Annotated in this window: 20 protein-coding genes; 7 read left to right on the top strand and 13 right to left on the bottom strand. The window is 71.9% G+C overall.

Going from position 1 to position 24,959, the window contains the following annotated elements; all coding sequences use genetic code 11:
• Window positions 1-291: 291 nt before the first annotated feature.
• On the top strand, window positions 292-1,200 hold the full coding sequence (locus AB0878_RS21705; protein WP_366582055.1) for a cobalamin-binding protein: 909 nt from the start codon (window positions 292-294) through the stop codon (window positions 1,198-1,200).
• Window positions 1,201-1,207: 7 nt separating this feature from the next.
• On the opposite strand, the gene AB0878_RS21700 is transcribed toward AB0878_RS21705, so the two are convergent.
• The 5 genes from AB0878_RS21700 to AB0878_RS21680 form a co-directional block, all read right to left on the bottom strand.
• A complete protein-coding gene (locus tag AB0878_RS21700) occupies window positions 1,208-2,068 on the bottom strand; it encodes a hypothetical protein (RefSeq protein WP_366582054.1) in 861 nt (286 codons plus the stop codon).
• A gap of 35 nt (window positions 2,069-2,103) precedes the next feature.
• On the bottom strand, window positions 2,104-2,958 hold the full coding sequence (locus AB0878_RS21695; RefSeq protein ID WP_366582053.1) for a LysR substrate-binding domain-containing protein: 855 nt from the start codon (window positions 2,956-2,958) through the stop codon (window positions 2,104-2,106).
• An 88-nt stretch (window positions 2,959-3,046) separates the two neighbouring features.
• Entirely contained in the window at window positions 3,047-3,415 is a 369-nt protein-coding gene (locus AB0878_RS21690; RefSeq protein ID WP_366582052.1) for a DoxX family protein, read from the bottom strand.
• Between the two features lie 115 nt (window positions 3,416-3,530).
• The gene (locus AB0878_RS21685) at window positions 3,531-5,891 is read right to left on the bottom strand and encodes a glycoside hydrolase N-terminal domain-containing protein (protein WP_366582051.1); all 2,361 of its coding nucleotides are present in this window, start codon (window positions 5,889-5,891) and stop codon (window positions 3,531-3,533) included.
• 217 nt (window positions 5,892-6,108) lie between these two features.
• On the bottom strand, window positions 6,109-7,344 hold the full coding sequence (locus AB0878_RS21680) for a lipase family protein (protein WP_366582050.1): 1,236 nt from the start codon (window positions 7,342-7,344) through the stop codon (window positions 6,109-6,111).
• A gap of 107 nt (window positions 7,345-7,451) precedes the next feature.
• On the opposite strand from AB0878_RS21680, the gene AB0878_RS21675 reads away from it, so the two are divergent.
• A complete protein-coding gene (locus AB0878_RS21675; RefSeq protein WP_366582049.1) occupies window positions 7,452-8,135 on the top strand; it encodes a TetR family transcriptional regulator in 684 nt (227 codons plus the stop codon).
• Here the strand turns inward: AB0878_RS21675 and AB0878_RS21670 are convergent.
• Window positions 8,077-8,853, bottom strand: coding sequence for an NAD(P)H-binding protein (locus AB0878_RS21670; RefSeq protein WP_366582048.1), 777 nt, complete (start codon window positions 8,851-8,853; stop codon window positions 8,077-8,079). The genes AB0878_RS21675 and AB0878_RS21670 overlap by 59 nt on opposite strands.
• 97 nt (window positions 8,854-8,950) lie before the next feature.
• Window positions 8,951-9,388, bottom strand: coding sequence for a helix-turn-helix domain-containing protein (locus AB0878_RS21665; RefSeq protein WP_366582047.1), 438 nt, complete (start codon window positions 9,386-9,388; stop codon window positions 8,951-8,953).
• A 152-nt stretch (window positions 9,389-9,540) separates the two neighbouring features.
• Here AB0878_RS21665 and AB0878_RS21660 point away from each other — a divergent pair, with 152 nt between their 5' ends.
• Window positions 9,541-10,734, top strand: coding sequence for a thiolase family protein (locus tag AB0878_RS21660; protein WP_366582046.1), 1,194 nt, complete (start codon window positions 9,541-9,543; stop codon window positions 10,732-10,734).
• A gap of 60 nt (window positions 10,735-10,794) precedes the next feature.
• Entirely contained in the window at window positions 10,795-12,093 is a 1,299-nt protein-coding gene (locus AB0878_RS21655; protein ID WP_366582045.1) for a serine hydrolase domain-containing protein, read from the top strand.
• 3 nt (window positions 12,094-12,096) lie between these two features.
• On the opposite strand, the gene ligD is transcribed toward AB0878_RS21655, so the two are convergent.
• From ligD to AB0878_RS21630, 5 genes are all read right to left on the bottom strand, one after another.
• Window positions 12,097-13,038, bottom strand: coding sequence for a non-homologous end-joining DNA ligase (ligD, locus tag AB0878_RS21650; protein ID WP_366582044.1), 942 nt, complete (start codon window positions 13,036-13,038; stop codon window positions 12,097-12,099).
• Between the two features lie 35 nt (window positions 13,039-13,073).
• The gene (locus AB0878_RS21645; RefSeq protein WP_366582043.1) at window positions 13,074-14,603 is read right to left on the bottom strand and encodes a hypothetical protein; all 1,530 of its coding nucleotides are present in this window, start codon (window positions 14,601-14,603) and stop codon (window positions 13,074-13,076) included.
• A 1-nt stretch (window position 14,604) separates the two neighbouring features.
• Window positions 14,605-16,140: a hypothetical protein gene (locus AB0878_RS21640; RefSeq protein ID WP_366582042.1), complete on the bottom strand. Its 1,536-nt coding sequence runs from the start codon at window positions 16,138-16,140 to the stop codon at window positions 14,605-14,607.
• Window positions 16,141-16,174: 34 nt separating this feature from the next.
• Window positions 16,175-17,662: a hypothetical protein gene (locus AB0878_RS21635; protein WP_366582041.1), complete on the bottom strand. Its 1,488-nt coding sequence runs from the start codon at window positions 17,660-17,662 to the stop codon at window positions 16,175-16,177.
• 157 nt (window positions 17,663-17,819) lie between these two features.
• Window positions 17,820-19,868, bottom strand: a complete 2,049-nt coding sequence (locus AB0878_RS21630; protein ID WP_366582040.1) for an MDR family MFS transporter — start codon at window positions 19,866-19,868, stop codon at window positions 17,820-17,822.
• 149 nt (window positions 19,869-20,017) lie between these two features.
• Between AB0878_RS21630 and AB0878_RS21625 the strand changes: the two genes are divergently transcribed.
• Window positions 20,018-21,130, top strand: a complete 1,113-nt coding sequence (locus tag AB0878_RS21625; RefSeq protein ID WP_366582039.1) for a pyridoxal-phosphate dependent enzyme — start codon at window positions 20,018-20,020, stop codon at window positions 21,128-21,130.
• Between the two features lie 12 nt (window positions 21,131-21,142).
• Here AB0878_RS21625 and AB0878_RS21620 read toward each other — a convergent pair whose 3' ends face one another.
• Window positions 21,143-22,081, bottom strand: coding sequence for a catalase family peroxidase (locus tag AB0878_RS21620; protein WP_366582038.1), 939 nt, complete (start codon window positions 22,079-22,081; stop codon window positions 21,143-21,145).
• Between the two features lie 287 nt (window positions 22,082-22,368).
• Between AB0878_RS21620 and AB0878_RS21615 the strand changes: the two genes are divergently transcribed.
• Both AB0878_RS21615 and AB0878_RS21610 read left to right on the top strand, forming a co-directional pair.
• Entirely contained in the window at window positions 22,369-23,766 is a 1,398-nt protein-coding gene (locus AB0878_RS21615) for an amino acid permease (RefSeq protein WP_366582037.1), read from the top strand.
• 145 nt (window positions 23,767-23,911) lie between these two features.
• Window positions 23,912-24,883, top strand: coding sequence for a LacI family DNA-binding transcriptional regulator (locus AB0878_RS21610; RefSeq protein ID WP_366582036.1), 972 nt, complete (start codon window positions 23,912-23,914; stop codon window positions 24,881-24,883).
• Window positions 24,884-24,959 lie beyond the last annotated feature (76 nt).

Raw genomic sequence — 24,959 nt, 5'->3', positions numbered from 1 at the left:
AAGCCGCACGCTACCCACGGTCACACCGGCCACACAACAAGGTCGGCCGGTTTTGAGGGAGATCCCGGTCTTTCGACAGATTCCCCCAGACCACCGTGTTCACGCGCGCCGAGCGGGATGTGTCCTGCGTAACACTCCCGGCGCCACAACGGCTTGACCTGTCACGGTGCGCGCCCGTCCGGACACCGCGCGCAGTCAGTCCACAGTGGACTCGACGCGCGGCGCTACCCACGGTGATTGCGGTCCGGCCTCCCCCGCGCGGGGCGGTCCGGCGCGGGCTAGGTTCGAACCATGCGGATCGTGTCACTGCTGCCCGCCGCCACCGACCTCGTCGCGGAGCTCGGCCGCCTCGGTGACCTGGTCGGCCGCACCCACGAATGCGACTGGCCGCCCGGCGTCGAGTCGGTGCCGGTCGTCACCGCGGCCGAGGTGGACGACGCCGTGCTGACCAGCCGCGAGATCTCCGACGCCGTCGGCGGTTCGGCCCACCGCGGCTCGTCGCTGTACTCAGTGGACACCGCGCGGCTGGCCGAGCTCGCGCCGGACCTCGTGCTCACCCAGGACCTGTGCGAGGTGTGCGCGGTGTCCTACACCCGCGTCGCCGAAGCCGTGCGGATGCTCGACGCGGGGCCGAAAGTGCTCAGCCTGGAACCCCGGCGGCTCACCGAGGTCCTCGACTGCGTCACCACGCTCGGCGACGCGCTGGGTGTGCCGGAGCTCGCCGCCGAGCGCGTCCGTTCGCTCGCCGCCCGGCTCGACGCCGTGCGCGACCGCGTTGCCGGCAAGCCTCGGCCCCGTGTGGTCGCGCTGGAATGGCTCGACCCGCTGTGGCCCGCGGGCCACTGGGTGCCCGAGCAGATCACCGCGGCCGGCGGCGAACCCCTGCTCGCGGCGCCCGGCGAGCACACGCACCCGATCCCGTGGGACGCGGTGGTCGCCGCGCGCCCGGACGTGCTGCTCGTCCTGCCGTGCGGCTTCAGTCCCGACCGCACGGCGGCGGAGTTCGACGTCCTCACGGCGTTGCCGGGCTGGGCGGAGCTCCCGGCGGTGCGGGCCGGCGCGGTGTGGCTGCTCGACGGTCCGGCCTACTTCAACCGTCCCGGCCCGCGCGTCGTGCGCGGCGCGGAAGTCCTCGCCCACGTGCTGCACGGCGTCGAGGCCGACCCACCGGTGTCCCCCGCCGAGGCGCGCCGGGCCTGAACCGCCGTCAGGCGAACGCGACGTCCGCGGTCGCCACGGCTTCCGCACGCGCGGAGTCGACCTGCAGCGCCGCGCCTCCTTCGGCGGGCACGCCCGTCGCAAGGAGGTGCTCGCCCGCGAACACGGGGCGGCGCAATCGGTAGGACAGCGAGGGGATCGCGCGTTCCGGCGCGCGGGTGCGCGCGAGCTCCAGCAGGAGCAGCACGAGCAACGGGCCGTGCACCACGAGACCCGGGTACCCCTCGGTGCCGGTCACGTACGGCTCGTCGTAGTGGATGCGGTGCGCGTTGGCCGTCAGCGCGCTGAACCTGAACAGCAGCACGGGATCCGGCGTCCACACCTGCTGCCATTCGGCGGCCGACTCCGGCTCGCCGGTCACGTCGAGCGCGGCCAGTGCGGTGCGCCCGGCGTCCTCGCCGGAGCGGTAGACGATGTCCTGTTCCTCGACCACGCGCACGGTCCCGTCCTGGCTGATCTCCGACCGCACGGTCACGAACAGCATCTCGCCCGTGCGGCCGTGCTTCACCGCGACGTCGCCGAGCGACCGCGTCCGTTCGGCCGGCGTGCCCAGCACGAGCGGCGCCCGGACCTCCAGGCGTCCGCCGGCGAACATCCGCCGCCGGTCCGGCAGCGGCGGCAGGAAGTGGCCGTCCGCCGGGTGGCCGTCGGCGCCGATCTCCGCCTGCCGCGGCCATTCCAGGAAGTACAGCCAGTGCCACAGCGGCGGCAGCGCCTGCCCTGCGACGGCGGCCGGCCGCGGCAGGTCCAGCGCCGCGGACAGCGCGGCGGCCGGTCCGGCCGGGAGCGCGTCGGTGTCGGTGACCGGTTCGGGAGACCACGACTCGACGTACGAGCCCAGCGCGTTCATGGTCTTGGCCTACCACACGAGCGCGCGCCCCGCAGTCAGGCTGTGACGAGCTCCGCGAACTCGTAGATCAGCCGCGAGCGCCGCGCGGCGACCCACGCCAGGGCGACCTGGCCCGGCGGCAGGTCACCGACCGGCACGTGGGTGACGTCCGGGCGCGTGTAGTACTCCGAAGTGGACAGCGGCACGATGGCGATGCCCAGACCGGCGGCCACGTGCTCCAGCTTCTCCTCGATGCTGCGGAACCCGCGGGGCCGCGCGGCGCCGCCGGTGCGCAGCTCGGTCGCGACGGCCCGCCACTCCGGCACCGCGTCCGGGTCGTTGAGCAGGTGCTCGTCGGCGAGGTCGGCCACGTCCACGGACTCCTTGCCCGCCAGCCGGTGCGACACCGGCAGGATGGCCACGCGCGGCTCGCTGAACATCGGCCGCACCGTGAGCCCGCGCGGGTCCACCGGCAGCCGGACGATGCCGACGTCGGCGCGGCCGTCGTGCAGCACCTGGGTCTGGTCGTCCCACGTGGTCCGGACCAGCTCGACGTCGAGCCCGGGATGGCGGTCCGTCAGCGCCCGCACGGGTTCGGTCACGGTGATGCCCGGCATGAAACCGATGGTGAAGGTCGAAGCACCGCGCGCGGCCAGCGCCACGCGTCGCCGCAACGCGTCGGCCGACGCGAGGATCGGCCGGCTGTCCTCGAGCAGCTGCCGGCCGGCGGCCGTGAGCTCCGTCGAGCGCCGGTCGCGGACGAACAGCTGCGCGCGCAGCTCCTCTTCGAGCGCCCGGATCTGGCGCGACAGCACGGGCTGCGCGATGTGCAACCGCTCCGCCGCCCGGCCGAAGTGCAGTTCCTCGGCCACGGCGACGAAGTAGCGCACCTTCCGCAGATCGACGTCCACCTAGGGCCTCCCGTCCGTCGCCGCGTCCAGCCTAGGCCAGCCGCGGCGCCGGAGACCGGTCGAGACCGACGCCCGGGTGAGGGTCCGCTCAGCCGGCGAAGCGGCCCACGGCGACGAACACGGTCAGCACCAGCAGCACCACGTTGACCGGCACGGCCTTCGGCTCCTTGCGCCGCGCGTGCACCACGATCGCCCCGAAGGCCACGATCGCCAGGCCCACCGCCGCGATCGGCGTCAGCACGGGCGCGATGTCCAGGGCCTGCGGCAGGATCAGGCCGATCGCGCCGAGCACCTCCGCGAGCGCGATCAGCTTGACCGAGGTGTCCGAGAAGTCCTCGACCCAGCCCATGTTGGGGTTTTCCAGCAGCTTCTTCCGCGGCGTGGCGAGCTTCATCCCGCCCGCCCCCAGGTACAGCACTGCCGAAATCCCCGCCGCGATCCACAACGCGATGTTCATGCCCGCTCCCGATCCGTCCGACTCATGTAGTTGAACGCTACACTGTTCGAGGTCGAACCGACGAGCGGCACGGGCGCCGGAAGGTACGGACGGGAACCATCCGGCGCCCGTCCGGTCACCGCGGGGTGACGGTGACCGACTGGCCCGGACGCAGCCGGACCTGCTGCTTCCAGCTGCCCGCGCGCAGTTCGGTCTCCGTACCGCCGACGCTGCGCACGACCGCCTTGGTGACCTTGCCGCGCCGCCACTCGAGGTCGACCTCGAACCCGCCGCGCGCGCCGATGCCGGTCACATGGCCGGACTCCGCCCAGGCCGACGGCAGCGCGGGCAGCAGCTCGATCACGCCGGAGCGCGAGTACAGCAGCATTTCCAGCACCGCGGCCGGCCCGCCGAGGTTCGCGTCGATCTGGAAGATCGTGTAGCTGCCCTGGCTGTACATGTCGAAGAAGTTGGCCGCCGTGCCGTTGCCGTTGTTGAACGAAGGCCGCAGCACGGTCAGGAAGAGCTGATACGCGCGGTCGGCATCCTTGAGTCGGGCCCAGCACGCCGAGCGCCACGCGCAGCCCCAGCCGAAGGTGTCCATACCGCGGGCGATCAGCAGGTTGCGCACCCCGTCGATCAGTTCCTTCGACGCGGTGTCGGTGTTGATGCGGTCGCCGGGGAAGAACCCGATGAGCGGCGAGAGGTGCCGGTGGGTCGTCTCCCCCAGGTTCTCCGGCGAGAGCCATTCCTGCAGCCAGCCGGTGACCGGGCTGACAGTCGGCAGGTGCAGCCGGTCGCGCATCCCGGTGATCGTCCGGCCGTAGTCGCCGTCGCGGCCGAGGATCTGCGTCGCCTGCGCGAAGTGGCCGAACAGGTCGTGGACGAGCTCCTGGGAGTAGGTGTTGCCCTGCGCGTCCGGGCCGTGCTCCGGCGACCAGTCGGTGTCGCTGACGAGGTAGTCCTTGCCGTCGATGGTCTTGGTGACCAGGCGCGCCTCCCAGAACTCCGTCGCGCCCTTGAGCACCGGGTAGACCTTCGCGAGGTAGGCCTTGTCCTGGGTGAACTCGTAGTGGTCCCACAGGTTGTTGCACAGCCACGCGTTGCCTGCCGGGTGCCAGGCCCAGCCGGAGCCGCCGTAGATGTTGGTGGAGAACGCGATGGCCCAGCCGGCGATCTTGCCGGTGCTGTTGCGGAACCGGTTGCGAGGATCGTTGAACAGCCGCTTCGTCGTGTCGGTCCACGACGGCAGCTGCGCGAGGCAGTAGTCGGCCAGCGCGGTGAAGCACTCCTTCAGGCCCGCGCGGTCGGCGAGCCAGTAGTTCATCTCCAGGTTGATGTCGGTGTGGTAGTCGCTGTACCAGTCGGGCGAGTTGTTGTTGAGCCACAAGCCTTGGAGGCTGATCGGCAGGCCGCTGCGGGAGCCGGTGATCGTCAGGTACCGGCCGAACTGCACGTAGCTCGCCTCGAGCTCCGGGTCGGGCGTGCCCGGGTCGGTGTTGCGCACCGCGATGCGCGACCACGAGTCGAGGGTGCGCCGGTTGGCCGGCGACTGCCCGAGGTCGACCTTCATGCGGTCGAACAGCTTGCGGTAGTCCTGCACGTGCGTGGCCAGCAGCGCCGTGCCGGAAGCGGCGGCCGCGGCCTTCACCTTGCCGACGGCCACGGAAGCCGGGTTCGCCCCGGCGTCCAGGTAGTGCCGCGCCGCGTCGGGCACGTAGTTCGTGCCGCCGCAGACCACGATCACCACCTCGCCGCAGCCGGTGAAGGTCACCTCCGTGCCCGAGACGCTGACGCGCCCGCCCTTCGACGCGGCGGTGACGGCGGTGCTGTACTTCAGGCCGTTCGCGAAGGTGCCGCCCAGCGACACGGCGCCGCCGCCCGCCGTCGGCTTCTCGTCGCGAGTGCCTTCCAGCGTCACCGAGCCGGTGTAGGAGCCACCGCCCTGCTGCGTCAGCCGGATCACCACGACGTCGTCGGGATAGCTGGCGTAGACCTCGCGCCGGTAGGTCGCGCCGCGCAGGCCGTAGGTCGCGGTGACGAGGCCGTTGCTGAGGTCCAGGGTTCGCCGGTAGCCGCTGACACCGGTGTGGGCGGGCAGCTTCAGCCGCACCTTGGCCAGGAGGCCGAAGCTGCCGAAGTCGTCCTTGCCGTAGGGCAATTGGCCGTCGTCCTGCACCGTGTCGTTGAGCCCGCCGGTCCAGAGCGACGAGTCGGTGAAGTACACGTAGTCGGCCGCGGGGTCACCGCCGACGAGGCCACCGATCCGACCATTGCCGATCGGCAGCGCCTGCTCGATCACGTGCGACTCGACGGCCGGCGCGGGGTACCACAGGGTCGTCGCGGCGGCGTCGGCCACGAGGTCGGCAGAGGGCGGCCGCACGGGCGACGCTTGCGCCGTGAACGGGCGAAACCCGCTCAAGGCGAAGCCCGCGCCGACGGCGCCACCGAGCTTGAGAAAGGTCCGACGGGAGGGCGGGGAGGAGAGGTCCGACATGACAGGTCCGTTCGTCGTCGAAGGCGGAATCCGGCCGTGAGCGAGGCCTGAAGCTCGCCAAACATAGGATGTCTGCCCGAACCTGGTCAAGATTCTTCGGAATTATTTGCCGCCAACGACGGAGGTGGATCGGTTTCCGGCGCAACCGGATCAAAGCCGTCGGACGACTCGGGTGGCGGCCCCTCCCCCTCCGGCGGGACCGCCACCCGTGCGCGCCTCAGCACGTGCTGGGCGCGGGCTTGCCCGCCAGCCGGTCGGCGAGGTAGGCCAGCGCGCCGGGGGCGCCCTGCACCGCCACCGTCACGTGGTCGCCGATCGGGATCCGGTGGTACTGCACGGAAACCCCCTGCGCGCAGTACGTGCGCACCAGTTTGTCCACCGGCGGCGAGAACGCCAGTTCGTCGAACACGCCCTGGTAGACGTAGACCGGCGAGCCGGGCTTGAAGCGGCCCATGGTGTTCTCGGCGATCACGCGCTTCACCGCGGGCACGTCGAGCAGCTGCGGCACGGTGGTGTAGTCGCGCATGCGCCGGAACGCCTGCCCGACCGTGAACTGCGCGATGCACTGCTTGCCGACCTCGGCAAACGCCTGTTTGCCGCGCGCGTTGAGCAGTGCGTCCGTGTCGATCTCCGGATACGCGCGGGCGAGCCCGACAGCGGCGCCCACGTAGATGCCCGCGAACGGACCGCCGTCGATGTGGCGCGCGATGTAGTCGAGGTCCGCGGGCACGCCGCCGGCGGCGACCCCGGCGAACCTCAGCTCCGGCGCGTACTGCGGCTGCAGCTCGTTGGCCCATTCGCTGGCGAGCGCGCCGCCCGAATAGCCGATCAAGCCCGTCGGCGTGCTCGGGCCGGCGAGCCCGGCGGGCGGGAACGACTGTGCGGCGCGGATCCCGTCCAGCACACCGTGGGCGGTGTTGGCGGCGGCCGCCCACTCGGAGTCCGGGCCTTCGTAGTCGGCGGTCACCACGGTGTACCCCGCCGCGACGAGCGGGAGCATCAGCGCGAGCTCCTCGGCCGGCGGCGCCGTGCCCGTGGTGAGGACGGAGGAAGGCGCGCAGCCGGTGGTCAGCCCGTCCTGCGCGGTCTGGTACGACACGAGCTTGCGCGCACCGCCCGCCGGCGGGTTCACCGGCTGCATGATCGTGGCGACGTCGGCGATGGCGGCGCCGTCGGTGTCGGTCGAGCGGTACTTCACCTGCCAGGCGCGCACCGGCACGGGCAGGGCCAGCGCGCGGATGGTGACGGGCCGCGAGTCGAGCACGGTGCCCGGCGCGACGTCGGGGAACGGCGAGGGCTGGGCGTAGAACGGGTCACCGGCGGGATTTCCGGGCGACGGCGCGTCGGCGGCGGTGGCGGACGGCGCGGCGGCGGTGAAGACCGTCGCGGCCATCGCGGTGACGACGGCGAGGGCGGAGAGCTTTCGGCGGATGTCGACGCTGACAGTGGGCACGGGACCTCCAACTCAATACCAACCGGTATCGGGTCAGAGGCTTACCAGATGACCTGGATCACAGTCAACGAAAAACGTCCAGGTGAGGGAGCTGTAGTCTCCGGCCCATGGCCCCTTCGCGGACCCCGCGCCGTCGCCCGAGCCGCGCCGAGACCCGGCGCAAGATCATCGACGCCGCGGGCGAGGTGTTCGCCCGGCAAGGCATCGCGGCCACGTCGCTCAACGACATCGCCGCGGCGGCCGGCCTCACCAAGGGCGCGGTCTACTCGAACTTCGAGGGCCGCGACGACCTCGTGCTCACCATCATGGAAGAGCACATCGTGGAGCGGATGCGTTCGGCCACCACGGCGTTCGACGAGCTGAGCGATCTCGGCGAGGCCACCGCGGAGGCGGGTGCGCGGCTGGCCGCGGGCGTGGACACGGACGCGACCTGGCACCGGCTCCTGCTGGAGTACTGGGGAATCGCGATGCGCAACCCGGCCGTCCACAAAGGACTCGCACTGCGCCGGGCCCAGCTGCGCGACGCCATCACCGCGGCCATCACGCGCGCCGCGGCCCAGCACGGCGTCGAGCTGCCGCTGCCGCCGGAGCAGCTCGCCGTGGTGGTGCTGGCGCTATCCAACGGGCTCGCGGTGGAACGCGGCGTCGAAGCGTCGGCGGTGCCGGACTCGCTCTTCGCCGACGTGCTGAAGTTGCTGGTCACCCCACGCGAAGTCGGTGGTGCCAGTGGTGTCAGTGGTAGCGCAGCGCCGCCGGATTCGCCTGCTCCGCCAGGTACTGCCGGAAGGTGATCACCCCGTCGGAGTGGCCGGGCGCGAGGTTGCCGCCCTCGGCGTAGGCGCGGAACAACGCGCCGGGCAGCCGCACCGGCACCACGCGTTTCGTCCGGCTGCTCGCCGCCAGCACCGCCTTCGCCAGGTCCGTCGCCGCCAGCACCTCCGGTCCGCCGAAGTCCGGCGCCCGGCCCGCGGGCTCGGCCTTGGCCAGCTCGCCCAGGCGCACCGCGAGGTCCCGCACGTCCACCGGCTGGAACCGCCAGCGCGGCACCGGGACCACGGGCAGCCGGGCCGCGCCCGCGAGCACGGCGCGCACGAGCGAGTGGAACTGCGTGGCGCGCTGGATCGTGTGCGGCAGCCCGGAACCCGCGAGCACCTCCTCGGCCGCGAGCTTCGCCGCGTAGTAGCCGAGCGGTACGCGGTCGACACCGACGATGGACACGTACACGACGTGCGGCGGGTTGCCCGTCCACCGCGCGGCCTCCACGAGCGTGCGCATCGTGGCGACTTCGTGCCGGTAGTCGGTGGCGCAGTGCAGGACGACGTCGCAGCCGGCCAGCGCCGTGTCGATGCCGCGGCCGGAGCGCAGATCGCCGACCACCCATTCGGCGCCGCCTCCGCCGCGGCGCCGGCGGCTCAGCGCGCGCACCTGCTCGCCCGCCGCCACCAGGCGGTCGACCACCACACTGCCGAGCTGACCGGTCCCGCCGGTCACCAGGATCCGTTCCGGCACGCCGCCCCTTCCCGGCACCACCGCCCGGCCGGACGGCTTCCGCGGCCATCCTGGCACGCGCCCGCCCGGCCCGGAAGCCGTGTGCGTCAGGGGAAGATCAGTGCACCGCGCCGAGCCGGACCGCGTGCAGGCCCGTCGACGCGATCGGCTCGCCGCAGTGCGCGCACACGCTCTTCAGCCGGAGCTCTTCACCGCACTCGTGCTCGTACACCGTGGGCGGCGGGCCCTGGCGGATGAACCGGTCGCCCCACTGCATGAGGCCGAGCAGCACCGGCTGAAGCGCCTTCGCGGACTCCGTCGGCAGGTATTCGAAGCGCGGCGGGTGGTTCTCGTACTGACGCTTCTCGAGCACGCCGGCGTCGACCAGCTTGCGCAGCCGCGCCGCGAGGATGTCGCGGCTGGCCCCGGTGTTCTCGGCGATCTGGTTGAACCGCCGCTCGCCCAGCATGATCTCCCGGAGCGCGAGCAGGCTCCACCGCTCGCCGACCACCTCGAGCGCGTCCGCAATCGAGCATTCCCGGCCTCGCGCCGTCATCCGTCCCACCTCCGTTACGCCCCAGCAGGAATTTCCAACCTAGCACGTCACCTGGGCGGTGTGAGGTGGCCGACAGCGCTCGCGCAGTGAGTTGTGTTATCCAACTCGGTGGGCGTACAACGGGATCAAGCGGCTATGCGAGGAGGCAGGTCATGAGGGACGCGGTCATCGTCGACGCGGTGCGGACACCGATCGGCAAGGGCAAGCCCACGGGCAAGCTGGCGGGGGTCCACCCGGTCGATCTGCACGCGCATGCCATCCGGTCGCTGGTCGAGCGCACCGGTATCGACCCCACGCTGATCGACGACGTGATCAGCGGCGCCGTCGGGCAGATCGGCGAGCAGAGCATGAACACCGCGCGCTGGGCCGCGCTCGCCGCGGGGCTGCCGGAGTCGGTGCCCGCGGTGACCGTCGACCGCCAGTGCGGCAGCAGCCAGCAGGCGATCCACTTCGCCGCGCAGGGTGTGCTGAGCGGCGCGTACGACATCGCCATCGCGTCCGGCATCGAGTCCATGGGCCGCGTGCCGATGGGCAGCCAGATGGCCGGCAAGGACCCGTTCGGCGCCGGGGTCGCCGCGCGCTATCCCGAAGGTCTTGTGCCGCAGGGCATCAGCGCCGAGCTCATCGCCGCCAAGTGGGGTTTCTCGCGCGAGCAGCTCGACGCGTACTCCGCCGAGAGCCACCGCCGCGCCGCCCAGGCCTGGGCCGACGGCAAGTTCGCCGGCGAGGTCGCCGCGCTCAAAGCGCCGGGCCCCGACGGCACGCTCGTGGACGTGACGACCGACGAGTCGGTGCGCCCGGGCACCAAGCCCGAGATCCTCGCGGGCCTCAAGCCGGCGTTCAAGGCCGACCTGTGGTCGGAGCGTTTCCCGCAGATCGACTGGCGCGTGACGGCCGGCAACTCCTCGCCGATCAACGACGGCGCCTCCGCTGTGCTCATCACCAGCAGCGACACGGCGAAGAAGCTCGACCTCAAGCCGCGGGCGCGCCTGCACTCGTTCTCGGTGGTCGGCGACGACCCGCTGTACATGCTCACCGGCGTCATCCCGGCGACCCGCAAGGTCCTCGACCGCGCGGGCCTGAAGCTGTCGGACATCGACGCGTTCGAGGTCAACGAAGCGTTCGCCAGCGTCGTGCTGGCCTGGCAGGCGGAACTGGGTGCCGACCTGAACAAGGTCAACATCAACGGCGGCGCCATCTCCATCGGCCACCCGCTCGGCGCCAGCGGTGGACGGCTCATGACGACGCTCCTGTCGGTCCTGGAGCAGACCGGCGGCCGCTACGGCCTGCAGACGATGTGCGAGGCCGGCGGCCTCGCCAACGCGACCGTCATCGAACGCCTCTGACCCGGGTCCCGGGACGCCCGCCATCCCCCGGCGTCCCGGGACCGCCGCTACGTTGGCGGCATGGGGTGGAATCTGGGCGAGCTCATCGGGAAGTACGACGTACCGGGCGCGCAGGTCGCCGTGCTGGCCGATGGGGAGATCGAGGACGAAGCCGCGGGCGTGCTGAGCCTGCACACGCGCGTCGAGGCCACGACCGACTCGGTCTTCAAGATCGGCTCGATCACCAAGCTCTGGACCGCCACCTTGGTCCGGCAACTGGTGAACGAGGGCGTGCTGGACCTCGACCATCCCGTCCGCGAGTACCTGCCCGGGTTCCGGCTCAGCGACCCGGCCGCCACCGCGTCGCTGACCGCCTGCCACCTGCTCACCCACACCGGTGGCCTCGACGGCAACCACCCGGTCGACAGCGGGCGCAACGACGACGCCATCGAGAAGTTCGTCGCCACCCTCGCCGAAGCCGACCACCGCTTCCCGCCGGGCACCGTGTTCTCCTACTCCAACAGCGGCTACGCGCTCCTCGGCCGGCTCGTGGAAGTCCTGCGCGGCAAGCCTTTCCACGACGTGCTCCGCGAACACCTGGTCGCTCCGCTCGGCCTGCGCACCGTCGCCGTCGACCCGTACGAGGCGATCCTGCACCGCGCCGCCGTCGGCCACGTCGAAGCGGACGGGCAACTCGTGCCCACCACGTCGTGGGCGGTCCGCTACCACTGCGTGCCCAGCGGCTCGCACCTCGCGCTGAGCGCCCGCGACCTGCTGGAGTTCGTCCGCCTGCACCTCACCGACGAGACGCTCGCGCCGCTGCGCGAACCCCAGCTCGACTCCGTCCCGGACTTCGGCGGCGGGATCGTCGGCTGGGGGCTCGGCTGGATGCTCCACCGCGACGGCGTGCTCGGCCACACCGGCGTCTCGAAGGGACAGAAGGCTTTCGTTCGCGTGGCGCCCTCGGCGGGCGTCGCGGTGGCCGTGCTCACCAACAGCTCGGGTGGGGAACCGATGGCCTACGAGATCTTCAGCGCGGTGCTCCGGGACCTCGCCGGGGTCGAGACGACCCCGCTGCCCGTGCCGCCCGCGAACCCGGCTCCGATCGACCCGGACCGCATGGGCGGGACCTACCGCACCACGGCGTACGACATCACCCTCGCCGTCGAGAACGGCCGCGCCTTCCTCACCCACCGCCCCCGAAGCTCGTCCGCCGGCACGCCCCGGAACCGAGCCGAGGTGGTCCGGCTCGGTGACCGCGCGATCATCACCGTCGAGCCGGAATCCGGAGTCCACCAGGTGCTGTCGCTGGTCGGTTCCGACGAGTACGGTCGCGCCCGGTTCCTCCACAACGGAGCCGCCGCGTACCGCGTCGGCTGATCGTCAGGAGTCCTCAGCTTCCAGCCCGTCGCGGTCGGCCCACTCCAGCAGCGGCTCCAGGGAGAACACGGCGTCGTCGATGCCCGCGTGCAGGTCGCCGAGCTCGGCGAAGCGCGCGGGCACCGTGGCGATGGTGCACTCGCGCGGCTCGACGTCGTTGACCTCGTCCCAGCGGATCGGCGTCGACACGGTGCCCTCCGGCACTCCGCGCACGGAGTACGCACTGGCGATCGTGTGGTCACGCGCGTTCTGGTTGTAGTCCACGAACAGCTTCTTCGGGTCCCGGTCCTTGCGCCACCACGTGGTCGTCACCTCGTCGGGCGCGCGCCGCTCCACCTCGCGCGCGAAGGCCAGCGCCGCGCGGCGCACGTCGGCGAAGCCCCAGCGAGGCTCGATGCGGACGTAGACGTGCAGCCCGCTGCCGCCCGAGGTCTTCGGCCAGCCGACGGCGCCGAGCTCGTCCAGCACCTCGTGGGCGACGTGCGCGACGCGGCGGACCGTGTCGAAGGGACAGTCGGGCATCGGGTCGAGGTCGATGCGCCACTCGTCCGGCTTTTCCGTGTCCGCGCGCCGCGAGTTCCACGGGTGGAACTCCACAGTGGACATCTGCACCGCCCACGCCACGTGCGCCGCCTCGGTCACGCACAGCTCGTCGGCGTAGCGCCCGTAGCGGGGGAAGTGCACGCGCACGGTCTCCAGCCACGGCGGCGCTCCGTTCGGCACGCGCTTCTGGTGCACCTTCTCCCCCGCGACGCCCGAGGGGAACCGGTGCAGCATGCACGGGCGCTCCCGCAGGGCGCGGACGATGCCCTCGCCCACCGAGAGGTAGTAGTTCACCAGGTCCAGCTTCGTCTCGCCGCGGGCCGGGAAGTACACCCGGTCCGGGTTGGAGATGCGCACCATGCGGTCCCCGACCGCGACCTCCACCGCCGAGTCTTTCGCCATGCCGTGACGGTAACCGTTGCGCGGCGCGGGCGCGATCAGATCCGCACGAGCCGCACCCAGCCGTCGCCTGTCGCCGGTGACCGCAGGTGCCAGGTGTCCGGCCCGGAGATCGGCGTCCAGCTCCAGTCGAGGCGGTAGTCCACGGGCCGGGGCCGTCGCGCGCGGTCGAGCCAGTGGTAGTCGAGCCGCAGCAGTAAGCCCGGAACCGGTCCCGCGGCCGCGATGCGCTGCGCGACCAGCGGGACGACGCGGCCCTGGTCGGAGAACGTGTCGACCATCGTGCACTCGCAGAAGTACGCGAGAGTGCCGATCTCCGGCGGGGCCGCCACCGTCGCGCCGCCGACCCGCGCGCCGATCTCCCGGCCGACCTGGGCGTAGTCGGCCGCCGTGGCCCAGTTGCCGAAGATCGGCGGCGCTGTCCAGGGCACTCCGCGGTGCACGTCGAGGTACGCGGCCGGCAGCACCGCCAGTGCGAACGCCAGGCTCGCCACGCCCACCCGGAACGCGCCACCGCGGGCCAGCCATCCGGCGCCGACCACGAACACGACGGTGAGCGCGACGATCGGCGCCACGTAGTACCACTGGTAGGGCGGCACGCCCAGCAGCGAGTACGCGCCGTAGTACGCCAGCCCGCCCAGACCCAGCACGCCGACCGGCCCGAACCGCGCGGCCTGGTCCCGGCGCACCACCAGCCACCCCAGCCAGCCGAGCAGGACCACCAGACCGGCGACGGCCGGGGCGAACGCCACCAGCGTCGCCTTCCAGCGCTTCGGGTCGAGGTAGTACTCCGGCCCGTTGCCGTAGGTGTATTCGCCGAACGCGCCCTGGGTCGTCTTGATCAGGAAGGTGTCCGGGATCGCCGAGCCGAGCGCGAACCAGCTGAAGACGAACCACGGCAGGCACACCGCGAGCGCCACGCCCGCCACCGGCAGCAGCCGGCGCCGCAGCGCCCCGGCCCCCAGCGCGAACAGCACCACGAAGACCACCAGATCCAGCCGCACCAGCACCGCGAGCCCGGCCACCACGCCGAACCCGATCGCCCGGCCCTCCACCGCGTACGCCGTGAGCAGCACCAGCGCCGCCGAGATGAGGTGCACCTCCAGCCCGGTCGCCGACAGCACGAACGGGTTGACCAGGATCGCCGCCGTCCCCGCCACGGCCGTGAAAAACGGCAGCCGCAGCGCCCGGGTGATGCGCGCGAGCCCCCAGCCCACGGCCGTCATCGCCGCCACGAACACGAGTCCCGCGCCGGCCACCGGGTGCACCTGGCCGCCCGCGACCCGCGTGAGCGTGCCGCCGAGAGCGAGCAGCAGGACGTTCAGCGGCGAGGTCGCCGAGTTCGCCGTCTCGGCCTCGACCAGTCCCCAATGGAAGTGTTCGGCGAGGTTGCGGGCGTAGGAGAGCGTGATGAACGAGTCGTCGATCAGGCTTCCCCTGACGCCGAGGAACACCACGGCGGAGACCAGGGCCACCGTGGCCGGCCACAGCAAGGCCCGGCCACGGCCGCGTCTCGCGGGCTCCCCCGGCTCGGCCGGGAGACGCGCGGCGGCCACGGCCCGGCCCACGTCAGGTCCCGTCGCCGCGCACGAGGTAGAGCACCTGCTCGCCGGCCCACGGCGACGCGATCCGCCACTGCGCCAGCGCGTTCGCCGGTGCGGCCGCGCCGACCTGGGTCGGCACCAGCGCGTATTCGGGCTTCACGGCCACCGCGCCGTAGTCGAAGTAGTGGAAGTTGAGGTCGACGAGCTTGCGGCCCAGCGAGCCCATCGTCGCCTCCCGTTGCGCGATGGCCGGGCCGACCGCGCCCCGGTCGTCGAACAGGTCCACGATCGAGCAGCCGCAGCTGTAGGCGAGCACGCCGATCTCGCCGCCGCTGCGCACGGTGCCCGTGCCGACGAGCCGGCCGAGCTCCGGCCCGATCCGCTCGTACTGGGCGGTGGTGGTGTGGTTGGACATGATCGGCGCGAACGGCCGCGGCAGACCGCCCCACGCGTAGAACACCGCGCTGACGACCACGAGCCCGACCGCCGCCAACATTGCGGGCGCCCCGGCCGTCCAGCGGGCCACCGCGGGCGCGCGCCCGGCCACGGCGGCGACCGCCGCGGCGAAGAACAGCGTGGTCACGGCGATGCTCGGCCCGTAGTACCAGTGATAAGGCGGCACGTGCAGCCGCGAGTACGCCAGGTAGTGCACGGCCCCCGCGGGTACGAGCGCCACGAACGGCAGCAGCGTCCGCGCCGCGGGGCCGCGGCGCACCAGCGTGAGGAGCCAGCCGAGGAAAGCCACCGCGCCCAGTGCCGCCGGGAGGAACGAAAGCCAGGTGGCCCAAGGGAAAACGCCCTCGTACAGCACCGGGCCGTTCGAGAACCCGTAGGCGCCCCACGACTTCTGCAGCGTTTTGATGATCAGCGTGTCCGGCACCGCGGAACCGAGCACGAACCAGCTGAACACGAACCACGGCAGCGCGACCACGACCGCCGCCAGCACCGACTTGCCGAGTCCGGCCCAGAACCGCGCCCGCAGCAGGACCACCACGAGCGCGATCAGCACCAGGTCCACCCGGATGAGCACGAGCACGCCGGTGGCCACCCCGACGAGCACCGGCCGCCGCTCCGCCGAGAACACCAGCAGGGCCACCACCGCCGCCACGCCGAACTCGACCTCGAGCCCGATCGACGAGATCAGCAGCGGGTTCACGGTGAGCAGCGCGACGGCCAGCGGCGAGAACCACCGCGGCAGGCCCGCCCGGTCGCCCAGGCGGGCCAGGCCGACGGCGATGACGACCTGGCACAGCACGTACAGGATCGCCGCCGCCAGCACGGCGTCGCGCACCACCAGCGTCAGCCCGGCGAGCACGAGCACGCTCAACGGTGACGTCGCCGTGTTCGACGTGCCCAGCTCGATCAGGCCCCAGTGCCCGTGGAACGCGAGGTTGCGGGCGTAGGACAGCGTGATGAAGGTGTCGTCGATCAGGTGGTCACGGAACAGCGCGAACGCGCCGGCCGAGAGCACGGCGACCACGAGCGCGAGCACGCCGTGGCGGCGCGGTGCCGGTCCGGCGTCCTCGACGTCGCCGGGAGCGGTGGTGCTGGTCTGTGCCACGGGGACTCCTCGTCGGGAGGGGTCGGGCAGGGTCTCAGCGCGCGGGCACCAGCGTGAAGTGCCCGATGCCCTTGGCGGCCGAATACACCGTCCACGAGTCGGGTCCCGAGGCCGGGCCCTTGCCGTAGAGAAGCCGGTAGTCTACCTGGCGCGGCTGCTGGTTGCGGTCGAACCAGTGGTAGTTGATGCGCAGGCCGAGCCGCGAGACGGCCCCGTCCTCCGCGATGCGCTTGCGCACGATCGACGCGACCTGACTGCGGTCGGAGAACACGTCGAGGATCTGGCAGTCGCAGTAGTACGCGAGCGTGCCGATCTCCCCCGGCCCCGCCACCGAAGCGCCGTTGAGCCGCTGCCCGAGCTCCCGGCCCACGCGGGCGTAGTCGGTCGAGCTCGCCCAGTTGCCGAAGATGACCGGCGACGGCCACGGCACGCCCTGCGCGAGGTCGATCGAGACCATGCCGAGCGCCGTCACCCAGGCCAGGCCCAGCGCCGTGAGCGGCGCGGCCTTGCGCAGGCCCGGCCGCCGGCCCGACTCGGCCAGCCAGATGCCGGTCATCAGGACGGCGAACGAGCCGATCGTGGCCGTCGGCGTCACGTAGTACCAGTGGTACGGCCCGACGCCCAGCGTCGAGTACACGATGTAGTAGACGACGCCGCCCAGGCCGAGCCCGACGACGGGCGCGAGAGCCGGGAAGTCGTCCCAGCGGCGCGCGAAGCGCAGGCCGAACCACGCGAGCAGCACCGCGGTACCCGCGACCGCCGCGGCGAACGTGAAGATCACCGTCACCGGCTGGTACAGGAAGTACATCACCGGGCCGCTGAAGTAGCCCCAGGCGCCGAAGAGGCCTTCCTGGTCCTGCTTGATGACCAGCGTGTCGGGGATGAACGAGCCGAGTGCGAACCAGCTGAACAGGAACCACGGCGCGGCGACGAGCACGGCGGTGCCGAACGCGCGCCAGAAGTGCTGCCGGATCGCCCGCGTGCCGAACGTGATGATGAGGACGAACACGACCAGGTCGAGGCGCGTGAGCACCGTCAGCGCCGCGAACACCCCGAACAGGACCGGCCGGCCCTCGACGGCGAACACCGTGAGCCACAGCAGGATCGCCGGCACGAGCAGGACCTCGAGGCCCGTGGCCGAGAGCAGGAACGGGTTCACGACCACGATCACCACACCGAGCAGCCCGACCCACGTCGCCAGCCCGAACGAGCGCGCCAGGCGCTGCCACGCCCAGCCGATGGCGGCCGACGACACCACGGTGAGCGCGCCGAGCGCGAGCACCGGGTGGGCCGCGCCGCTGATGCGTGTGACAAGCGTGAGCAGCCCGAGCAGCAGCACGTCGAGCGGCGAGGTCGCCGAGTTCGCCGTGGTGCCCGGCACCAGCGCCCACTCGCCGTGGAGCGCGAGGTTCTTCGCGTAGGCGAGCGTGATGTACCCGTCGTCGGTCAGGCTCCCGCGCACGAGGAGGAACGACAACAGGCCCAGCAGGGCCGCGGCCCACGGCAGCCAACGGAAGCGCACGGAGCGTGACCGTACGGCACGGCTGGACCGGGGCTCGACACGGCTGTCCGCGTCTTCCGGGATCGTGACCACTGACTCATCCACCGACATGGTCCGGGAACAATAGGGGGTGTTCGTTCCGGCGATGTTAACGCCCCGCCCGTAACGCCCGGGTTTTTCAGACCAGTGCGTGGCGGCCCGTGCGCTCGGCGTCGGCGCTCTGGTCGAGCACGCGGGCCGCGACCCGGCCGATCGCGGCGTCGAGCTCGGCCCGGTCGCCGGTGCCCCAGTCGGCGAGCCGCTCGGCCAGCCAGTCGCGCCAGGCGTGCACGAGCTTGCCGAACTCCTCGCGCCCGGCCCCGGTGAGCGCCCAGCTCCCGCCGGAGAACCTGAGGTAGCCGGTGAGTTCCAGCCGCGCGAAAGCGGGTTCCAGCACCTGCGGGGGCACGCCGTAGTGCTGCCCGATCGCCGTGAGCGTCGCCGGTTCGCCCCGGCGTTCCCGCAGGTGGACCTGCACGAGGCACCACAGGCCGCCGTGGTCGAGCTCGGAGCCCGAACGGGCGGCGATAGCGGGTGCGACCTTGCGCCGCTCGCGGAAGAACAGCGTGGCGATCGCCCGTTCCAGCTCGCGGTCGTGGTCGCGCGCCTCGGGCATCGCGAACCCGTCGCCGAGGTCGGGCGCGGCCGCCCGGGACGTGTCGCGCAGCGGCACCTCCTTGAGGAAGAACGCCAGCGCCAGCGCGACGAGACCCACCGGAGCGGCTGACAAGAACACCACATGCAGTGAATCGCTGTACGCGGCGATCACGGGCTGTGACACCGCCGGCGGCAGCTGGTGCAACGCCTGCGGCACCTGCGTCGCGCGGGGATCCACGCCCGGGGGCAGGGGGTGCGCCGCGAGCGCGCCGGCCAGGTTCGGGCCGAGCTGGTTGGCGTAGACCGTGCCGAAGATCGCCGCGCCGAACGAGCTGCCGATGGACCGCAGGAAGGTGACGCCCGACGTCGCGACGCCGAGGTCGCGGTAGTCCACGGTGTTCTGCACCGCGATGGTGAGGACCTGCATGCCGAGGCCGATCCCGAGGCCCAGCACCGCCATGTACAGCGCCGACTCCCAGAAGCCGGTGTCCGGGCCGAGGCGGGAGAGCAGGTAGAGCCCCGCCGTCATCAACGCGGAGCCGACGAGCGGGAAGACCCTGTACCGGCCCGTGCGGCTCACGAGGTTGCCGGACAGGATCGACGCGAGCAGCAGCGCCAGCACCATCGGCAACAGGCGTACGCCGGACGACGTCGCCGAGACACCTTGCACGTACTGCATGTAGGTGGGCAGGTAGGACAGCGCGCCGAGCATCGCGAAGCCGACGACGAAGCTCATGATCCCGGCCACGGTGAACACCGGGTTCCGGAACAGCCGCATCGGCAGCATCGGTTCCTCGGCCCGCAGCTCCACCAGCACGAAGAGCCCGAGCAGCACGACCGAGCCGATCGCCATCGCGATGATGGTCGGCGAGCCCCACGCGTACGTGGTGCCACCCCAGCTCGTGACGAGCGTCAGCCCGGTGGCGGCGAGGCCGATGAGCAGGATGCCGAGGTAGTCGATCACGGGCTTGAGGACAGCCCGGGCGTTGGGCATCGCGGACGCGGCCACCACGAGCACCACGACGACCAGCGGGATGTTCACGTAGAACGCCCAGCGCCACGACAGGTGGTCCACGAAGAAGCCGCCCAGCATCGGCCCGGCCACGGTCACCACGCCGAACACCGAGCCGAGCGCGCCCTGGTACTTGCCGCGCTCGCGCAGCGGCACGACGTCGGCGATGAGCGCCGTCGAGGTCACCATGAGGCCACCGCCGCCCAGCCCCTGCACGGCCCGCCACACGATGAGCCACACCATGCTGTCGGCGAACCCGCAGAAGAACGACCCGACGCCGAAGATCACGACGGACAGCTGGAACATCAGCTTGCGCCCGAACAGGTCGCCGAGCTTGCCGACGACCACGGTCATGATCGTCTCGGCCAGCAGGTACGCGGTGACGACCCACGACAGGTGCCCCGCCCCGCCGAGGTCACCGACGATGGTGGGCAACGCCGTGCCCACGATCGTCTGGTCCAGGGCCGCGAGCAGCATGCCGAGCAGCACCGCGCCGAACACCGCGTTGATCTTCCGCCGCGACAACCCGGCCCCCAGCGCGGCCGGCTCCTCCTGCGTCACCTCGGCGGTGGCCGTCATGCGCCCTCCTCGTCACCCGCTCGGCGGTCGTTCCCGCGGGTCCACCGTAGGGCGAGGTGTCCACTGTGGATAGCCACTCGTTCCGGTGACGGGGCCACCCGGGACGCGTCACATTGACCGGACGGGTGGGCGTCGCCAGAGTGTCCCTCGTGGACTACGTGGACGAACGCTCCGGCCGCCGCTACCCGCTCGACGCGCTGCGCTGGTGCGGCGACGACGGCGCGCCGCTCACCGTGGAGGCGCTGCCGGGCATCACGCGCGAGCAGGTGGACACCGCCGAGCGGTCGCTGTGGCGCTACCGCGCCGCGCTGCCGGGCGACCTGCGGCCGATCTCGCTCGGCGAGGGCTGCACGCCGCTGGTCGAGCGGCCGTGGCGCGGGCACGACACGCGGTTCAAGCTCGAGTGGTTCAGCCCCACGGGGAGCTTCAAGGACCGCGGCAGCAGCGTGATGCTCTCGGCGCTCGCCCAGGCCGGCGTGCGCGAGGTCCTCGAAGACAGCTCCGGCAACGGCGGCTCGTCGGTGTCGGCCTACGCGGCCGCCGCGGGCATCGCGGCCACGATCCTCGCGCCGGAGTCGACCTCGCCCGCGAAGATCCTGCAGAGCCGCGCGTACGGCGCGACGGTGGACCTCGTGCCGGGCACGCGCGACGACACCGCCGCCGAAGCCCTGCGCCGCTCCGGCGAAACCACGTACGCGAGCCACAACTGGCACCCGTTTTTCCTGCAGGGCACCAAAACCCTGGCCTACGAGCTGTGGGAGGACTTCGGCTTCACCGCGCCGGACACGGTCGTGACCGTGGCCGGCGCGGGCAGCATCGTCCTCGGCCTCGACCTCGGGTTCGGCGAGCTGCTCGCGTCCGGCGCGATCGCGAAACGGCCGCGCCTGCTCGTCGCGCAGCCCGCCAACTGCGCGCCCATCGACGCGGCCTTCCGCGCCGGGGCCGAGCACGCCGTGCCGACGGAGTTCGCGCCGACGATCGCCGAGGGCACCGCCATCCGCGAGCCCGTCCGCCTGCCCGAGGTGCTCGCCGCGATCCGCCGCTCGGGCGGGACGACGGTGGCGATCGCCGAGGACGAGATCGCCCGCGCCGCGCGGGAGCTCCCCCGGATCGGCCTCTACGCCGAGCCGACCAGCGCCACCGCGGCGGCCGCCGTCGACGTCTTCCGCGCCGGGGGCGTGCTCGCGCCCGGGGAGACCACCGCCGTCATCCTCACCGGCTCCGGGCTGAAGGCGGCCACCACGATGAGCACGCTGCTCTGACCTCGTGCCGGCTCAGCGGTCGTGGCTGCGCCGGTCGTAGGAGACCGCGTAGATCGCGCTGCGGGCGGCCAGGATCGGGTCGTCGGACAGCTCGATGCCCGCGGTGAGCAGCGTGGGGTCGAAGACCTGGGAGTTCCAGTGCTTCTGGTCGGTCACCTCGGCGGTGATCGCCAGGCGCCCGGCCGTGATCTCCGTGCGTTCCCCGGGCCAGACCAGCGTGGCGTCGTTCGTCGGGTCGCCCGGCTCACCGAGCTGCACCTTCAGCGTGAACTCGACGGGGCCGCGCGCCAGCCGCTCGCCGAGCTCGCCGGTGAGGTGCTCGGCCGACCAGTCGCCGCCCTCGCCGGCGGCGAGCACGTGGTCGCCGGCCTCGGGCACCCAGCGGTAGCGCACCGGGCGCAGGGAGCCGTCGGCGGCGCGCCAGAAGAACGCGTGGATGGCCCAGTAGGTGGTGGTGCCGTAGCTGACCGGCGTCGGCAGCTGCGACGCGGTGAACAGGCCCGGGCCCGCGCTCGGGTGCGCACCCACGTGGGCCTGCACCTTGCCGAGGTCGGGCGCACCCGTGGCCGGGTCGGGCTCGGCCGACTTGAGCAGCGCGAGGAAGTCCTCGGGCGTCGCGGCGATGAACCGGTCGAGGTTCACGCCGACGATGTCGGTGTTGCTCCCGTCCGGGAGGTGGAACTTCACCGCGAGCCCGCGCACGGCCGTGCCGGCGTCGGGCAGGTGCGGGTTGGTGTCGGTGTGGGAGAACCGCACGGTCGCGCGCACGGGCTCGCCCTGCAGGTGCGCGGCCGTGGTGAGGTCGGCGGCGACACCGGACGGGACGAAAGTGGCGTCGTAGCAGACGCCCCGGGCGTGGGCCCGGCGGTAACCCGGGTAGGTCCCCTTCAGCTGCTCGATCTCGTCCACGATGGACACGGAGAGCTGGGAGGCGGGCAGTTCGGTGGTCATGTCGCGAAGGTAACGGCCGTCGCGCGGGCGCGCCCGCCGCACTACCCTCCCGGCCACCGAAGTGTTCCTGAAGTTTCCCCGCGAACCCGAGAGATATTCCGAAATCCCGGTCAGCGGAATCGCCGGACCTCGTGAATCAAGCCTTGATCAAGTCGCCGGAGGAATGGCGCGGTTGTCAAATCGAGGGAGCGTTTTCTGCGGATTTCCCCCGAGTGAGGTGTCGCACACCTTAAGTCTTCCTTGGTGTGCTTGGTCACGCGCACCCCGACCGCTAGCGTCACGCAACCATGGATTCCACAGTGGCCGCCAAAGACGGCGACAGCTACACGAAAGCACTGGGCAACCGCCAGGTGCAGATGATCGCGATCGGCGGCGCGATCGGTGTCGGCCTCTTCCTCGGGGCCGGCGGCAAGCTCCAGCAGGTCGGCCCGTCGCTGGTGCTCTCCTACGCCATCTGCGGCATCGCCGCGTATTTCGTCATGCGGGCTCTCGGCGAACTCGTGCTGCACGAACCGAGTTCCGGCAGTTTCGTCACCTACGCCCGCAAGTTCATCGGGCCGTGGGCCGGGTTCGTCTCCGGCTGGATGTACTGGGTGAACTGGGCGATGACCGGCATCGCCGAGATCACCGCCGTCGCGATCTACGTGCACAAGTGGCTGCCCGACGTGCCGCAGTGGATCACCGCGCTCGTGGCGCTCGGTGTGCTGCTCGGCGTGAACCTGGTGAGCGTGAAGCTGTTCGGGGAGCTGGAGTTCTGGTTCTCCGTGGTGAAGGTGCTCGCGATCGTGGTCTTCCTGATCACGGCGATCGGGCTCGTGTTCGCGGGCGCGAACATCGGCGGTACGCCGGCCGGCGTGCACAACCTCACCGACCACGGCGGCTTCTTCCCCGCGGGCATCGGCATCGCGCTCATGACCCTGCAGGCCGTGATCTTCGCCTACTCCGCGATCGAGGTCGTCGGCATCGCGGCCGGCGAGACCAAGGACGCGCGCAAGGTGCTGCCCAAGGCCATCAACGGCGTCGTCTGGCGGATCGGTGTGTTCTACGTCGGTTCGGTGCTGCTGCTGGCGATGCTGATGCCGTGGTCGTTCTACAGCGGCGCCGAAAGCCCGTTCGTCACCGTCTTCTCGCGCCTGGGCATCGGCGGCATCGGCGACGTGATGAACGCCGTGGTGCTCACCGCCGCGCTCTCGTCGTGCAACTCGGGTCTCTATTCGACCGGCCGCATCCTGCGGGCGCTGGCCGACCACGGCGAGGCGCCGAAGTTCGTGGGCCGCATGAACAGCCGGCACGTGCCCTACGGCGGCATCCTCTTCACGTCGATCGTCTACGTGCTCGGCGTGGTGCTGAACTACATCGTGCCGCAGGAGGCGTTCGACATCGCCATCGCGGTGGCCTCGCTCGGCGTGGTGGCCACGTGGGCCACGCTCATCTACTCGCAGATGCGGATGCGCCAGGCCGCGCTGCGCGGCGAGGTCGAGCGGCCGAGCTACCGCATGCCGGGCGCGCCCTACACCGGCTGGGCCACGCTCGGGTTCCTCCTGCTGGTGGTGGTGCTCATGGGCTTCTCCGACGGCGCCGAGAAGATCGCGTTCTACTCCATCCCGGTGCTCGCGATCGTCCTGGCGGTCGGCTGGCGGATCGTGTCGCGCCGGCGCGGCGCGCGTGTCGGCGACAACGCCTGAGCCCGGCGCCGGACCGCACCGCACACGCCCGGCCGGGCACCGTTCCCGGCCCGGCGTGTGCGGTGCGGGCATACTCGGATCCGGCGGCGCGGACGCGCCGCGCGGCGGGAGGTCCGTGATGGTGTCGTCGGAAACGTCCCGGAAGGTGACGATCCACGACGTCGCCCGCAGCGCCGGGGTGTCGCGCCAGACCGTGTCGCGGGCGCTCAACGACAAGGCCGAGATCGACGGCACCACGAAACAGCGGGTGCTCGACGCGGCCCGCGAGCTCGGCTACCGGCCGAGCCGGTTCGCCCGCGGCCTCGTGCGCCAGGACACCACCACCATCGGGCTGGTGATCCCCGACCTGCTCAACCCGTTCTTCACCGAGGTCGCCGCCGCCGCGCTCGAGGCCGCGCGCGCCCGCGGCTGGCACGTGGTCGTGTACGACACCTCCGACAGCGCCGAGGAAGAGCTCGGCACGCTGCAGGTGATCGGCTCGCAGGTCGACGCCGTCGTGGGCTACTTCAGCCGGCCCGAGGACGAGCTCGACCGCTTCACGCGCGGGATCCCCGTGGTCCTCATCGGGCGCGAGCACCACACGCCCCGCTTCAGCTCGATCCGGGTCGAAGGCGCGGACGGCGTGCGGGCCGCCATCACCCACCTCGTGCGCGCCGGGCACCGGCGCATCGGCATGCTCGACCACGCGGGCCGCGCCGAGCCGAGCGTCCGGCGCGACTGGTTCGCCGCCGCGGTCGCCGAGCACGGTCTCGAAGCCGAAGTCGTCGAACGAGCCGCCCAGTCGGTCGACGGCGGGGCCGCGGCCCTCGAGGCGCTGCTGTCCGAGCATCCCGACGTGACCGCCGTGTTCACCTTCAACGACATCATCGCCATGGGTGCCCTGCGCGCGGCCCGCCGTCTCGGGCGCCGGGTCCCGGACGACCTCGCCGTGGTCGGGTTCGACGGGCTGCAGCTCGGCACCGTCGTGGACCCGGCGCTGACCAGCGTCGCCCTCGACACGCGCCGGCTGGGCGCCCTCGCGATCGACCAGGCCGCGCGCCTGCTCACCGGCGCCACCCCCCTGTCGGCCGACGAGCTCGTGATCCGGGCCGAACTGCTGGTCCGCGAATCCGCCTGAACCGCTCCGCTTGACACCCCACGGCGCCTCGCGCACACTTCCGGGCAATTCGTGAACGTTCACGGGAGCGTTCACG

The organism is Amycolatopsis sp. NPDC047767, assembly GCF_040704195.1.
Classification (GTDB): Bacteria; Actinomycetota; Actinomycetes; order Mycobacteriales; family Pseudonocardiaceae; genus Amycolatopsis.
Note: the sequence above shows the minus strand (reverse complement) of the source record. Positions and strands in the feature narration are given on the sequence as shown.